Annotated in this window: 15 protein-coding genes; 12 read left to right on the top strand and 3 right to left on the bottom strand. The window is 64.6% G+C overall.

The features are described from left to right. Positions 1–152 precede the first annotated feature (152 nt). The gene (gene mshA / locus NFJ07_RS05640) at positions 153–1,397 is read right to left on the bottom strand and encodes a D-inositol-3-phosphate glycosyltransferase (RefSeq protein ID WP_269993078.1); all 1,245 of its coding nucleotides are present in this window, start codon (positions 1,395–1,397) and stop codon (positions 153–155) included. A 149-nt stretch (positions 1,398–1,546) separates the two neighbouring features. Here mshA and NFJ07_RS05635 point away from each other — a divergent pair, with 149 nt between their 5' ends. The 7 genes from NFJ07_RS05635 (at position 1,547) to tsaD (ending at position 7,451) form a co-directional block, all read left to right on the top strand. Next, positions 1,547–2,077 carry a GNAT family N-acetyltransferase gene (locus NFJ07_RS05635; protein ID WP_269993077.1) on the top strand — a complete coding sequence of 177 codons (531 nt, stop codon included), beginning with the start codon at positions 1,547–1,549 and terminating at the stop codon, positions 2,075–2,077. A gap of 40 nt (positions 2,078–2,117) precedes the next feature. Then, a complete protein-coding gene (locus tag NFJ07_RS05630; protein ID WP_269993075.1) occupies positions 2,118–3,224 on the top strand; it encodes a carbohydrate kinase family protein in 1,107 nt (368 codons plus the stop codon). A gap of 94 nt (positions 3,225–3,318) precedes the next feature. Continuing rightward, on the top strand, positions 3,319–4,524 hold the full coding sequence (alr, locus tag NFJ07_RS05625; protein WP_269993074.1) for an alanine racemase: 1,206 nt from the start codon (positions 3,319–3,321) through the stop codon (positions 4,522–4,524). A gap of 56 nt (positions 4,525–4,580) precedes the next feature. After that, positions 4,581–5,156: a tRNA (adenosine(37)-N6)-threonylcarbamoyltransferase complex ATPase subunit type 1 TsaE gene (gene tsaE, locus NFJ07_RS05620; RefSeq protein ID WP_269993073.1), complete on the top strand. Its 576-nt coding sequence runs from the start codon at positions 4,581–4,583 to the stop codon at positions 5,154–5,156. Next, a complete protein-coding gene (gene tsaB / locus NFJ07_RS05615; protein ID WP_269993072.1) occupies positions 5,156–5,827 on the top strand; it encodes a tRNA (adenosine(37)-N6)-threonylcarbamoyltransferase complex dimerization subunit type 1 TsaB in 672 nt (223 codons plus the stop codon). The genes tsaE and tsaB overlap by 1 nt, the downstream gene beginning before the upstream one ends. A gap of 44 nt (positions 5,828–5,871) precedes the next feature. Next, positions 5,872–6,312, top strand: a complete 441-nt coding sequence (gene rimI / locus NFJ07_RS05610) for a ribosomal protein S18-alanine N-acetyltransferase (RefSeq protein ID WP_442865299.1) — start codon at positions 5,872–5,874, stop codon at positions 6,310–6,312. After that, the gene (tsaD, locus tag NFJ07_RS05605) at positions 6,309–7,451 is read left to right on the top strand and encodes a tRNA (adenosine(37)-N6)-threonylcarbamoyltransferase complex transferase subunit TsaD (RefSeq protein ID WP_269993070.1); all 1,143 of its coding nucleotides are present in this window, start codon (positions 6,309–6,311) and stop codon (positions 7,449–7,451) included. The genes rimI and tsaD overlap by 4 nt, the downstream gene beginning before the upstream one ends. A gap of 34 nt (positions 7,452–7,485) precedes the next feature. Here tsaD and NFJ07_RS05600 read toward each other — a convergent pair whose 3' ends face one another. Further along, positions 7,486–8,637 (bottom strand): glutamate--cysteine ligase, encoded by a 1,152-nt coding sequence (locus NFJ07_RS05600; protein WP_269993068.1) that lies wholly within the window; start codon positions 8,635–8,637, stop codon positions 7,486–7,488. 189 nt (positions 8,638–8,826) lie between these two features. On the opposite strand from NFJ07_RS05600, the gene ykgO reads away from it, so the two are divergent. Continuing rightward, positions 8,827–8,949, top strand: a complete 123-nt coding sequence (ykgO, locus tag NFJ07_RS05595; protein WP_269993066.1) for a type B 50S ribosomal protein L36 — start codon at positions 8,827–8,829, stop codon at positions 8,947–8,949. 50 nt (positions 8,950–8,999) lie between these two features. Further along, positions 9,000–9,818, top strand: a complete 819-nt coding sequence (locus tag NFJ07_RS05590) for a shikimate 5-dehydrogenase (RefSeq protein ID WP_269993065.1) — start codon at positions 9,000–9,002, stop codon at positions 9,816–9,818. A 23-nt stretch (positions 9,819–9,841) separates the two neighbouring features. On the opposite strand, the gene NFJ07_RS05585 is transcribed toward NFJ07_RS05590, so the two are convergent. Then, positions 9,842–11,077: a class I SAM-dependent methyltransferase gene (locus NFJ07_RS05585; RefSeq protein ID WP_269993064.1), complete on the bottom strand. Its 1,236-nt coding sequence runs from the start codon at positions 11,075–11,077 to the stop codon at positions 9,842–9,844. Between the two features lie 77 nt (positions 11,078–11,154). On the opposite strand from NFJ07_RS05585, the gene NFJ07_RS05580 reads away from it, so the two are divergent. The 3 genes from NFJ07_RS05580 to groL all read left to right on the top strand — a co-directional run bounded on the left by NFJ07_RS05580 (position 11,155) and on the right by groL (position 13,782). Next, complete coding sequence (locus tag NFJ07_RS05580; protein ID WP_269993062.1) at positions 11,155–11,565, top strand: hypothetical protein; 411 nt, start codon at positions 11,155–11,157, stop codon at positions 11,563–11,565. A 223-nt stretch (positions 11,566–11,788) separates the two neighbouring features. Further along, complete coding sequence (gene groES / locus NFJ07_RS05575; RefSeq protein WP_028265041.1) at positions 11,789–12,085, top strand: co-chaperone GroES; 297 nt, start codon at positions 11,789–11,791, stop codon at positions 12,083–12,085. Between the two features lie 86 nt (positions 12,086–12,171). Further along, positions 12,172–13,782: a chaperonin GroEL gene (gene groL, locus NFJ07_RS05570; protein ID WP_269993061.1), complete on the top strand. Its 1,611-nt coding sequence runs from the start codon at positions 12,172–12,174 to the stop codon at positions 13,780–13,782. Positions 13,783–13,970: the final 188 nt, after the last annotated feature.

The raw sequence follows: 13,970 nt of genomic DNA, 5'->3' as shown, positions 1-13,970 counted from the left end.
CCACACACGCCGGAATCAACCTCCCCAAGACCAAAACACCCCAAAAACCAGCCCAGTGACTCCACACAGCTTGACAACTTTCGAGCGTCGTCGGGATGGGGCTCATAGGTGAGCGAGCGTCCGGCCAAACACCCGCATAAGTGAGCGAGCGTCTAGCTTGGGCCGACGAGGACGGGACCGATGGCTGCGTGGTAGCTCTCAAGCGCGATGGCTGCCGTCCTCTGCCAGCCGAAGGCCTCCGCATGGACGGTAGCGGCACGGCCCATGTCTTCGCGGGTGCGGGGATCGTCGTACAGGGCTTCGATGACGTCGGCCCAGCGGGAGGGATCGTGGCCGTCCACCAAAATACCCGTCCGCCCGTCGGCAACGGCCCGGGACAGGCCACCCACGTTGGTGGCCACCACCGGAGTGCCGCATGCCTGCGCCTCAAGGGCAACAAGCCCGAACGATTCGCTGAAGGAGGGCATTACGACGACGTCGGCCGAACGGAACCAGCCCGCCAGCTTCGGCGCCTTGACCGGAGCACGGTGCGTTACGACGTCGTCGAGCCCCGCGGCCGTAATGAAGGACTGCAGATTGAAGTCCTTGGCGCCGCTCAAGGCACCCAGGATGGTCAGTTCGAGGTCGATGTCGGGCCGCCTCTTGCGGAGGATGCCTGCAGCCTCGATGAAAACCTGCGGGCCCTTGAGCCGCTGGATGCGTCCGGCGAAGAGCAGGTGGAAACTGCCGGGCCGTACGCCTAGCTCGGCGCGGGACCGGGCCCGGAACGCGGGAGTGAACACGGTGAGGTCAACGCCGGGGGGAGCGATGTCGATGTGGTCGAAATCGGCGTCGTAGTGCGATACAAGCTCCTGGGCTTCGGCGGGAGTGTTGGCCACGAGGCGCGTGGCTCCATCCACGATCCTCTGTTCGCCGTCTTCACGCAGGCGCGGCTCGGGCCGCTCTCCGGATTCGAGAACCAGGTTCTTGACCTTCGCCATCGTGTGCATCGTGTGAATCAGCGGCACGTTCCACAATGCGGAGAGTTCAAGGCCAGCCACACCCGATACCCAGTAGTGCGAATGGATGGCGTCGTAGCGGCCGTGCGGTTGCCGCTGCCGGATCCTCTCGATTTCGGCAACCATGGTGTGGAGGAGCTCCGGAAGTTCCTCCTTGGGCAGTTTCCGCGGCGGGCCTGCCAGGACGTTGTGGACGCACACGCCGGGACCGGGATGTTCGACGGCGGGCTGCTCGGCGGACGTCGAACGCGTGAAGATCTCTACCTCAACGCCCAGATCCGCCAACGCCATGGCCAGCGCCCGGACGTAGACGTTCATGCCGCCGGCATCACCCGAACCCGGCTGCTCCATGGGTGAAGTGTGGAGTGACAGGAAGGCCACGCGACGGATCAACGACACCGCTACCTCCTGTATCCAACGCAATTCAACAAGCCCCGCAAAGTGAATAATCCTCTGCGTCCCAGCGAAAACACTACTCCTGACCTCCCTGGCATTGCAGCCAACCCAACCGGGCCAGCAGCGCATGGCGGGCTGATACCGTAACGGACGTGAGGCACTCAAACAGCGAAGCAGGAACGCCGTCCGCCGCTAGCTACGAGATCCGGCCCGCCCAGGCAAGCGACTGGCCCGGGATCTGGGCCGTCCTGGAACCCGTGATCCGGGCAGGGGAGACCTTCACCTGGGACCGCGACACTGCCGAGGAAACAGCACGGAGCAAATGGTTCAAGGAAGCGCCCGGCCTGACCTTCGTGGCAGTGCGCGACGGCGAAGTGCTGGGTACCGGTGAACTGCACGCCAACCAGGGCGGCGGCGGAAGCCACGTGGCCAACGCCGGCTACATGGTCCATGCCGATCACGGCGGGCAGGGAATCGCTCGAGCACTTTGTGCCTATTCCTTGGCTGCCGCCCGGGATGCCGGGTTCAAGGCCATGCAGTTCAACGCCGTCGTCGAAAGCAACGTCCGCGCAGTGGGCCTGTGGCAGTCCATGGGCTTCCGCATCCTGGCGACTATCCCCGAGGCCTTCCAACATCCAACCCTCGGCTACGTGGGGCTGCACGTCATGTACCAGGAGCTCTAAAAGCTATGCACAATCGTGGCCGCGGCGTAGTCTGCCGTGCATGGACGCAACGCCCAGGGCTGGATTCGATCCCCTCGCCGCTATCCGCGGGGATGCGCCGGGGGAGGGGGCCGATTCAGGCTGCGATCTCCTGCTGACAGGCACCGTGTTCCAGGACATTATCTTTACCGGACTGGACCGCAGCCCTGAACCGGGTACCGAAGTGTGGAGCCAAGGCATGGGGACCTGCCCTGGCGGCGTCGCCAACCAAGCCATCGCGGCTGCCCGGCTCGGTCTGCGGACCAGCCTCGCGGCGGCCTTCGGGGATGACGGGTACGGGGACTTCAACTGGCGGATCCTGGAAAGCCAGGAGCATGTGGATCTCTCCCTGTCCAGGCGGTTCGAGGGCTGGCATTCTCCGGTCACCGTCTCCTTGTGCGTCGATCACGATCGGTCCATGGTCACTCACGGCCACCCCCCGCCCATGAGCGCTTCGGAACTGATTGGGGAGCCGCCCAAGGCGCTCGCCGCCGTCGCGGATCTCGGCGAGGAGCCAGAGCCCTGGATGCTGGCGGCGAGGAAAGCCGGCGTCAAACTCTTCGGCGACGCCGGATGGGATCCGACCGGAGAATGGTCGTCGAAGCGGCTGGACCAACTCAGCAATTTCCACGCCTTCATGCCGAACCAACGGGAGGCAATGGCCTTCACCGGCAAGGACAACCCATGGTCTGCGCTCTACGCGCTCGCCGATCGCGTTCCGGTGGCTGTAGTGACGCTGGGAGCGCAGGGAGCCATGGCCGTGGATTCCGAAACCGATGAGGAGGAGTGGGTGCCGTCCCTTCCTGTGACGGCGTACGACCCCACGGGAGCGGGCGACTGCTTCGGTGCGGCGTTTGTTGTGGGCTGCCTGGCCGGGTGGCCTTTGGGAGACCGGCTCCGTTTTGCCAATCTCTGTGCCTCGCTGGCGGTGCAGGAGGTGGGCGGTTCGCTGGCTGCGCCTGGTTGGGGAGACATCGCCGATTGGTGGCAGCGAGCCAACGCCCGGAGGGAGCGGCAGTCCAGCCAGTGGCTCAAACGGTTCGCCTTCCTCGAAGACATCGTGGGAGACGTACCGCCCGGGGCCCAACGTCGAGCAACAGCCACTATCGCCCACAACTCCGACGCCTGAGCGGCGCACACCCCGCCAGCGGCGCCCACCCACCCAGCCAACCCGCACACCCCGCCAGTCAACCCGCACGCCGTCGCGGCACTAGAATCGTGAGGTGACTTACGAAGCAGCTGCCAGTTTCGAGCCCTCGACGAAATCGGGTTCGGCAACGGTCCTCGAACGATCAGCCGTCATTGACTTGGACGCCATCCGGCACAACGTACGCCAGTTCGTGGCTATCGCCTCGCCTGCAAACGTCATGGCCGTGGTCAAGGCCGACGCCTATGGGCACGGCGCGGTGCAGGTAGCGCGGGCGGCCCTTGATGCCGGCGCCCGATGGCTCGGCGTTGCCCATATTTCGGAGGCTTTGGCGCTGCGCGCTGCTGGAATTGATGCCCCCATGCTGGCCTGGTTGCACACCAGCCAAAGCAACTTCCAAGCGGCAGTTGCCGCCGGCGTCGACGTCGGGATTTCCGGCTGGGAGCTGGACGCGGTGGTCGCCGCGGCGCGCGAACAGGAACGTCCGGCCCGCATCCACCTCAAGGTTGACACCGGCCTGGGCCGCAACGGCTCCACCATCGCCCAATGGGATAAATTGGTGGGCCAGGCCATGGAGTACCAGGACGCGGGCCTCCTGCGCGTGGTGGGTATCTTCTCGCACCTGGCCGTGGCCGATGAACCTCACCGTCCCGAGACCGATGAGCAGTTGGCAGCCTTCCGGGAAGCGATTGCCGTGGCCGAGGACGCTGGAGTAGATACCGAAGTCCGGCATTTGGCCAACACGCCCGCCACGCTTTCTCGCCCGGATGCCCACTTCGACCTCGTCCGCGTGGGGCTAGGGCTTTACGGACTGTCCCCTTTCGAAGGACAAAGCTCCGCGGAACTCGGTCTCCGCCCCGCCATGACGGTGCGCACCCTTGTTTCCAACTGCAAACGGGTGCCCGAAGGCCAGGGGGTGTCCTACGGACTCAACTACCGGACTTCCGGCGAGAGTGCCTTGGGCCTCATCCCGCTCGGTTACGCCGACGGCGTGCCGCGCGTCGCCACCGGCGGACCGGTGCGGGTCAACGGAGTCAACTACCCCGTGGTGGGCCGGATCGCCATGGACCAGATGGTCATCGACCTTGGGAATGCGGTGACGGACGAAGCCGGCTGGCTGGGGGCCGAAGCGGTCATGTTTGGTGACGGCGCCGACGGCGGCCCGACGGCGGACGACTGGGCCGCCGCCGCGGGAACCAACAACTATGAGATTGTCACCCGCATCAGCCCGCGCGTCCCGCGCATCTACATCAACGAGACCCCGGGGGCGGATGCCCGGTGAGCGGGGCCCCGTTGAATAAGACCCCGCCTAGTAAGACCCCGCCTAGTAAGACCCCGTTGAGTGGGGCATTGTGGGAACGGACCGTCAAGGTCGCGACGGCGGAGCAGACGCATGCTTTGGGCTCCGCGCTGGCCGGGGTTCTTGCGCCCGGTGACCTGCTGGTCCTCACAGGCGAACTAGGTGCCGGCAAGACCACCTTCACGCAGGGACTCGGCGAAGGACTGGGCGTCCGTGCCGGCGTCATCTCACCCACGTTCGTCCTGGTGCGCATCCACCCTAACCTGCCGGACGGTCCGCGCCCCGGCGGCCCCGATCTGGTCCACGTTGATGCTTACCGGCTGGCGTCCGCCGCGGAAATCGACGACATCGACCTCGAAAACACCCTGGACAACTCGGTGACAGTTGTCGAGTGGGGGCGCGAGCGCGTGGAACACCTTTCGGATAGTCGCCTGGACATCGAGATGCACCGGACGGTGGGCGGCGCGGAGAGGGTGGTAACCCGCCCGGAAGCGGGCGAGGATGCCGTGTTGGACTTCGACCCGGAGGACGACGACGAACCCCGCACCATCGTTTTCCGCGGCTTTGGCCCACGCTGGAGCGCCGTGCCCGGAATACTGGAGGAGAACGCCTGATGCTGATCTTGGCCATTGATACTTCGGCCGTGGCGAGTGCGGCGCTGATCTCGGACGATGCCATGGAGGGCGTGGTGGAATCCTTCGCCACGGAGGACACCCGCAGCCACGCCGAGGTACTGGCGCCCGGCATTGAAAAACTCCTGGCCGACGCCGGTGTGAGCGGCGCGGACATCGACCTCATCGTCACCGGCGTCGGCCCTGGGCCGTTTACGGGCCTTCGTTCAGGGATTGCAACCGCCCGCACTTTGGCATTTGCGTGGAACAAACCTCTTTTCGGCCTCATGAGCCTGGATGCGATCGCTTTGGAAGTGGCCGAGTCAACGGAGGCGCAGGCCGAGTTCCTGGTGGCCACGGATGCCCGTCGCAAGGAGGTTTACTGGGCGCGCTACACGCTCAATGATGGCCAACTACCGCAACTGGTGGACGGTCCGCACGTCGGGTTCGCCTCGGAGCTCCCCGATCTCCCCGTTTTCGGCGCTGGCGGCGGCATCTACGCGGACGTGGTCAACGCGAACGAGGAATTCAGCAACACCCAGCCCGACGCCGCGTCGCTGGGCCAGTTCGCCATGGCCCTCCTCTCTGCCGGCGAAAAGCTGCCGGACTCCACACCCTTGTACTTGCGGGAATCCGACGCGCAAGTGCCCGGCCCGAGGAAGCGTGCCCTGTGAACCCCTCGTACCAGTTCAAGCTCGACGGCGTGACCTTGCGTGACATGACCGCTGACGACGTCACGGCGGTTGAGGTCTTGGAGCGCCGGCTCTTCCCGGTGGACGCCTGGCCGATGCAGATGTTCTTCGATGAACTTGCCCAGGTTGATACCCGCCGCTACGTAGTGGCCGAAGCCGGCGGGCAGATTGTGGCCTACGCCGGGCTCATGTGCATCGAGCCGATCGCGGACGTGCAGACGATCGCCGTCGTGCCCGAATTCGAAGGCAAGGGAATCGGCTCTGCCATCCTCACGGAACTTATCGAAGAGGCCCGGCGACGCGGCGCCGTGGACGTGCTCCTGGAGGTCCGCGCCGACAATCCACGAGCGCAGGCACTGTACGTTCGGTTCGGCTTCGAGCAGATCCATGTCCGGCCGCGTTACTACCGCGACGGCACGGACGCCCTCATCATGAGGCTGACATTGACTGAAGGAAAACCGGCGTGAACCAGCTAAGCACCGTGAACCACTTCAATCCAGTCCAGCCGCTCGTGCTGGGCATCGAGTCCTCCTGCGACGAAACCGGCGTCGGGATTGTCCGGGGCACCGCTCTGCTGACCAACACGGTGTCTTCCTCGATGGACGAGCACGTCCGCTTCGGCGGCGTCATTCCGGAGATCGCTTCGCGTGCGCACCTGGACGCTTTTGTTCCCACCCTGCAGGAGGCCTTGCACGAGGCAGGGGTGACGCTGGACGAAATCGACGCCATCGCAGTGACCTCCGGGCCTGGCTTGGCGGGCGCGCTCATGGTGGGTGTTTGCGCGGCCAAGGCGCTCTCTGTGGCCACGGGCAAGCCGCTCTACGCGATCAACCACTTGGTGGCCCATGTCGGCGTCGGGCTCCTTGACGGAAAAGAGAGCGGCGCCGCCCGCAGCGGCAAGGGGGGACTCGGTTCGGGCGGCCGGCTGCCGGAAAATCTCGGTGCGTTGCTGGTTTCCGGCGGACACACGGAAATCCTGCGCATCCGCAGCATCACCGACGACGTCGAGATGCTCGGCTCCACGATCGACGACGCCGCGGGCGAGGCCTACGACAAAGTGGCGAGGCTGCTCGGCCTTGGCTACCCGGGCGGACCGGCCATCGACAAACTCGCCAAGCAAGGCAACGCCAAGGCCATCCGCTTCCCGCGCGGCCTGACGCAACCCAAGTACATGGGAACCGCGGAGGAGCCGGGACCCCATCGCTACGATTGGTCCTTCAGCGGGCTCAAGACCGCCGTCGCGCGTTGCGTGGAACAGTTCGAAGCCCGCGGTGAGGACGTTCCCGTTGCCGATATCGCCGCCGCATTCCAGGAAGCGGTAGTGGACGTCATCACGTCCAAGGCTGTGCTGGCCTGCAAGGAGAACGGCATCACCGATCTCCTGCTGGGCGGCGGCGTTGCAGCGAACTCCCGGCTCCGTGAGCTGACGGGGCAGCGCTGCAGCTCTGCGGAGATCACCCTGCATGTGCCGCCGCTGGCGCTCTGCACCGACAACGGCGCCATGGTCGCGGCCTTGGGCTCGCAGCTCATCATGGCGGGAATCGGTCCCAGCGGCGTCAGTTTTGCTCCGGACTCTTCCCTGCCTGTGACCACGGTTTCCGTGTAGGCGCGGGAATCCGGCCGGAGGCTAGGCGGCAGGGTTAGGCGCTCGGAACGGACCGCATTTGCTGTACCAGATCCTGGACGACGGCATGAAGATCGCCGTCATGCTGGGCGGCGACGCGGCGTTGGCGCTGGTAGCCAGCTCCGCGGAGGATGATCTTTTCGACGTCGGCCAGTTCCTCCGAGCAACCCAGCTTCTCCGCGACAGGCGCCAGGCGCAGCAGCGTTTCCTTCAGGTGCTCAGTGACGAGCTGCTCATTGCCTTCGGCATCGAGAATGATGATCGCTTCCATGCCGTAACGGGCGGCGCGCCACTTGTTTTCCTGGATATGCCATGGCGGCATGGTCGGAATGCTGCCGCCGTTGTCCAGGATCGTGGAGAACTCGTCCACCAGGCATTGGGTCAGGGCTGCAACAGCGCCGACTTCCTCGAGGGTGGCCAGGCCGTCGCAAATGCGCATCTCGATGGTCCCCAAATTCGGCACGGGACGGATATCCCAGCGAATTTCAGACAGGGTGTCGATAACTCCAGTAGTGAACATGTCCTGGACATAGGACTCGTATTCGGCCCAGCTCGGGAACTGGAAAGGCAATCCGGCCGTGGGCAGCTGCTGGAACATGAGGGCGCGTTGTGACGCGTAGCCGGTGTCTTCGCCGCCCCAGAACGGGCTCGAAGCGGACAGCGCCTGGAAATGCGGGAAGTAATTGACCAGCCCATCGAGGATGGGGAGGGCCTTGTCCCTCCGGTCCAGGCCGACGTGGACGTGGACTCCGTAGATGACCATTTGCCGTCCCCACCATTGGGTGCGGTCGATCAGCTTGGCGTAGCGTTCCTTGTCCGAGACCGGCTGAAGCTGCGGCGGGCTGAAAGGATGGCTGCCTGCGCAGAAAAGCTCCACACCCATGGGGTCGGTGACTTCCCTGACGGCCTGCAGCGAGCGGGCCAGGTCTTCCTTGGCTTCCTTGACGGTGTTGCACACGCCCGTCACGAGTTCCACGGTGTTCAGGAGCAATTCCCGCTTGATGTGCGGATGCTCGTCGTCTTCGTTCAAGTCCGGATGCCGGGATGCCACACCCCGCAGGACCTCATTCGCCACCGAGACCAATTCGCCGGTGCGTGCGTTGACGAGCGCGAGCTCCCATTCCACCCCCAGGGTCGACTGCCTGGATGGAGCGAAATCAATCTGCACGTGGGTCCCCTCGGTATTTGCCAAAAACGCCCTGAGCAATGCCCGCCGTGGGGCCGTCAGCGGTTGGCTCAAGTCTAATGCAGGGGCGGTACGGTACCGCATGGATGGAAACCTAAGGAAAACCAATTCAGTTGCTAATGAGAATGGTTTGCATATATACTTCAAGTCAAACCCCGGAAGGAGAACACCATGAAAGCCAGGAATTCGTTGCGTGCCCTCAAGAAGATCCCCGGCGCGCAAGTGGTGCGCCGGCGTGGCCGCACCTTTGTCATCAACAAACTGAATCCGCGCTTCAAGGCGCGCCAAGGCTAGCTCCCCGTCTAGGCTGGGCAGAGAACCCGCTACGCGAAGGAAGCCCCGTTATGCCGATCCTCAACAAAGACATGACGCTCTGTATTTCCCTCTCTGCCCGGCCGAGCAATAACGGAACGCGTTTCCACAATTTCCTTTACGAGGCGCTCGGCCTGAACTGGATCTACAAGGCCTTCGCTCCCGCCGACTTGGCCAACGCGATCGCGGGCGTGCGCGGCCTGGGCATCCGCGGCTGCGCCGTCTCGATGCCCTACAAGGAAGACGTCATCGCCCTCGTCGACCGGATGGACCCTTCGGCCGCCGCTATCGATTCGGTCAACACGATCGTGAACGACGCCGGCGTACTGACGGCCTACAACACGGACTACACCGCGATCGCCCAGTTGATCGAGCGCAACGCGATCGACCCGGCGTCGTCCGTGCTGCTCCGCGGTTCCGGCGGCATGGCCAAGGCCACCGCGGCCGCCTTCCGCGACGCCGGATTCTCGCGCGTCACGGTGGTTGCGCGCAACGAAAAGCTCGGGCAATCCCTCGCGGGACTTTATGGCTTCGGCTGGCAAGCCGAAATAGGGGACTCGACGGCGGACATCCTCGTCAACGTCACACCGATCGGCATGGCCGGCGGACCGGAGTCCGGCTCACTGTCCTTCCCCGAAACGGCGGTGGCGGCGGCGCAGGTAGTGTTCGACGTCGTCGCCCTCCCCGCCGAAACCCCGCTCATCAAGGCCGGCCGTGCGGCTGGAAAGACTGTGATCAGCGGCGCCGAGGTAGCCACCATCCAGGCGCTCGAACAGTTCGTGCTCTACACGGGCATCACGCCAACCCCGGAGCAAGTGGCTGCTGCGGAGGAGTTCACGCGCGCCCAGTAGGGCGCTACAGGTCAGAGGCCGGCTCAGGAAGCTGCCGGCTCCACCACAACAGCCACCTTTTCCTCGCCGATCCTCGTGAGGACCAAGGTGGCTGTTTTGTTGCCCCGGGCTTTTGCCGAGCCCTTTCCGGCCGGCAGCAATTGTTTCCGCAGCTCTTCGGGGGTGACCGAGGTGCCGCGTTTCTTGATGTCCAGGACACCGACGCCGTTGGCCTTCACCCAGGCCTTGAGCGCCTTGACGTTCAACGGCATGATTTCCAGGACTTTGTAGGCGCGGGCGAACGGGGTCTCCACCAGTTCCGGAGCGCAAATATAGGCAATGTGCGGGTCCACCAAGTGGCCGCCGAGCCGGAGCGCGACGTCGGCCACCAGGCCCGCGCGGATCACCGCGCCGTCCGGTTCGTAAAGGTATCCCTCCACGGGCCCGACGTCGGGGACCGGGCCGCCGTCGAAATCTTCGCCGCTGGTGATCTCGGCTGCGCCCTGCGGTCCGAGCACCAGGGCAGCGCGGCGGATGCCCGGACGGGCGACGTCGTTGAACCACAACGTTACTTCCGTGACGTCCCCTCCCACCGAAACCCACTGCGCCTCGCAGCCGGCCGGAACCGATTCATGTGGCATTCCCGGACCCATCTTGACCCCGACCGCCTTGCCGGTAGCGGCCAGCGATTCAACGAAGGACAGCGGCGGCGAGAACGCCTCCGGATCCCAGATCCGTTTGGTCCCCGACGACGACGTCGTGCGGCGCGCCGGATCGAGCCACACGCCGTCGACCCCGTCGAGGGGCACCAACGTGGCGTCCGAGTGCACCACTGACGCGTGCGGGAAAGGCATGAGGTTGATGGTGGCGCATGCAGCGGTGGTCTCATCCAGTTCCACGGCAGTGACCTTGATGTCCATGGAAGCCATGGCCATGGAGTCGGCCCCAAGCCCGCAGCCCAGGTCCGCTACGTGCTGCGTGCCCGCCTTGGCGAAGCGCTCGGCGTGCCTGGCGGCCACATTGAGCCGGGTGGCCTGTTCCAGGCCGGCCTGGGTGAAGAGCATCTGCCGGGCGAATTCGCCGAACTTGGCCTCGGCCCGGGTGCGGAGCCTGGATTGGGTGAGGACGGCGGCTACGAGCGCGGGGGAGTGGCCGTCTTTGCGCAGGCGCGCATTCAGGGCGAACGCTTCATCGTCGCGGTACGGTCCCAAGGACGCCAGAAGTTCCCAACCCTCCGTTGTCAGCAAGGGGGCAATCTGTTCCTGGGGTGTGTCAGCCATGGGAACTAGCCTAGTGCTCGCCCGTCACACACGTCGGAGAGGGATTCGGGACCACTCGGGCGGATAGGGTTGATGCCATGGAAGACAACCCAGTACGCCAGCCTGACGACGCCAATGGTTCTCCCTTTGCCTCCGATAGACATCCCATCGCCGGAAATCTCTCCAAGTACGCCCGCCCCGCGCTCATCGTGGGTGCTTCAATTGCCGTTGTCTGCATCGCGCTCTTGATCATTATTTTCTTCCTCGACTCCTTCAACGCGGCTACCTACTCCATGACCGGAAAGAGCGTCCAGGACGCCACAGACGAAGCCCGGGAGATCCGGGACACGTATGCCGGCGCCCGTATCGGAGCGATCGTCGGGCTGGTGGTGTTCGGCGTCGTCGCGCTCGCCAGTGGCGTGGTGCTCTACCTGAACCGCGGAAGCGCACCGGAGGAAGAGTACGACGACGGCGAGGACGTCGACTTCGACGACCTCGCCGGGCAATGAGTTGATTGAGTCCGGAGCGGCCTTCCGCCGTTCACCCGTGACGGAATTCTGGCACTCGCCTTGACCGAGTGCTAATGCTTACATAGAGTCTTGATTAGCACTCTCCCTAGGCGGGTGCTAATCATGCCGCCAGGCACTTACCGGCACCGCGACGACGGTAAGCACGCCACGGCACCCCTGGTTTGATAGTCCATGTACTACCTCACGTAAAGGAGAGATCCGAGTGTCGGTCTCCATTAAGCCTCTCGAGGATCGCATTGTTGTCCGCCCGCTCGAAGCAGAGCAGACCACGGCTTCCGGCCTGGTCATCCCGGACACTGCACAGGAAAAGCCGCAGGAAGGCGAAGTTGTTGCAGTTGGCCCCGGCCGCTTCGATGACAACGGCAACCGAGTTCCGGTTGACGTAACCGTTGGCGACGTCGTCATCTACTCCAAGTACGGCGGAACTGAAGTCAAGACCGGCGGCAACGAATACCTCGTTCTGTCCGCCCGCGACGTTCTGGCGATCGTCGTTAAGTAATTCCCTGGATCCCGCATCGCAGATCGAGTCGGACTTCTTCCGGTTGAATCAGCGGTGCGGGTTTTCCGTCTTGAAAGGACACAACCATGGCAAAGCAGCTTGCGTTTAACGACGCTGCCCGTCGCTCGCTCGAAGCAGGCATTGACAAGCTCGCCAACACCGTCAAGGTCACCCTTGGCCCGCGTGGCCGCAACGTCGTTCTGGACAAGAAGTGGGGAGCTCCCACCATCACCAACGACGGCGTGACGATCGCCCGCGAAGTCGAACTCGACGACCCGTATGAGAACCTTGGCGCGCAGCTGGCCAAGGAAGTCGCCACCAAGACCAATGACGTTGCCGGCGACGGCACCACCACGGCTACAGTGCTGGCACAGGCCCTCGTCAAGGAAGGCCTGCGCAACGTTGCCGCCGGAGCCGCCCCTGGCGAAATCAAGCGCGGTATCGAGGTTTCCGTCCAGGCCGTGGCTGCCCGCCTCCTGGAGAACGCCCGCGAAGTAGAAGGCACCCAGGTTGCCAGCGTTGCCGCGATCTCCGCCCAGAGCGATGAGGTTGGCGAGCTCCTCGCCGAGGCTTTCGGCAAGGTCGGCAAGGATGGTGTCATCACCATCGAAGAGTCCTCCACCACGCAGACCGAACTGGTCCTCACCGAGGGCATGCAGTTCGACAAGGGCTACCTGTCCCCGTACTTCGTCACTGACGCGGAACGCCAGGAAGCTGTTCTGGAAGACGCGCTCATCCTGATCAATCAGGGCAAGATCTCCTCGCTGCAGGAATTCCTGCCGCTCCTCGAGAAGGCCCTGCAGGCCGCCAAGCCGCTCTTCATCATTGCTGAGGACATCGACGGCGAGGCATTGTCCACGCTGATCGTGAACCGTATCCGTGGCACCCTGAACGTCGTTGCCGTCAAGGCTCCGGGCTTCGGTGACCGCCGCAAGGCCATGCTGCAGGACATTGCCACCCTGACCGGCGCGCAGGTTGTCTCCCCGGAGCTCGGCCTGTCACTGGACCAGGTTGGCCTCGAGGTCCTCGGCAGTGCCCGCCGGATCACCGTCACCAAGGACAACACCACCATTGTTGACGGCGCTGGCACGCCTGAGGACGTCGCAGCACGCGTCGCCCAGATCCGTGCCGAGCTGACCCGCACCGACTCCGACTGGGACCGGGAAAAGCTGCAGGAAAGGCTTGCAAAGCTGGCAGGTGGCATCGGCGTCATCAAGGTCGGCGCAGCCACCGAGGTCGAGCTCAAGGAAAAGAAGCACCGTATCGAGGACGCAGTGTCCTCCACGCGTGCTGCCCTTGAAGAAGGCATCGTCTCCGGCGGTGGGTCCGCCCTCATCCACGCCCTCAAGGCACTGGACGAGGACCCTGCCGTCAAGGCACTGGAAGGCGACGCGGCTGCTGCTGTCGGCATCGTCCGCCGCGCCCTGACCCAGCCCCTTCGCTGGATCGCCCAGAACGCCGGCTTCGACGGCTACGTCGTCGTCGCCAAGGTTGCCGAGCTGGAAGACAACCACGGCTTCAACGCGAAGTCCGGTGTGTACGAGGACCTGATCGCCGCTGGCGTGATCGACCCCGTCAAGGTCACCCGCTCCGCGCTCCAGAACGCCGCGTCCATCGCAGCCCTGGTTCTCACCACCGAGACCTTGGTTGTCGAGAAGCCGGCCGAGGAAGACGAGCACGCAGGCCACAGCCACTAATCCCCACCGCCTCCCTAGCCTCGCTTCGCTTCGGCCAGGGAACCCGGGCGCTGTGGGCCCACACCGGCGTGAAAGAAGGCCCGGTCCCCTTTGGGGGCCGGGCCTCCTGCATGTGGCTCCCGACCACGTTCGTTTCCGCATGGACGAGCCCACAGTTGGCACTCGGCAATCGTCCTGTGAACGTCCAG

It is taken from the genome of Arthrobacter sp. B2a2-09, assembly GCF_027587375.1.
In the GTDB taxonomy this organism is placed as follows: domain Bacteria; phylum Actinomycetota; class Actinomycetes; order Actinomycetales; family Micrococcaceae; genus Arthrobacter.
Note: the sequence above shows the minus strand (reverse complement) of the source record. Positions and strands in the feature narration are given on the sequence as shown.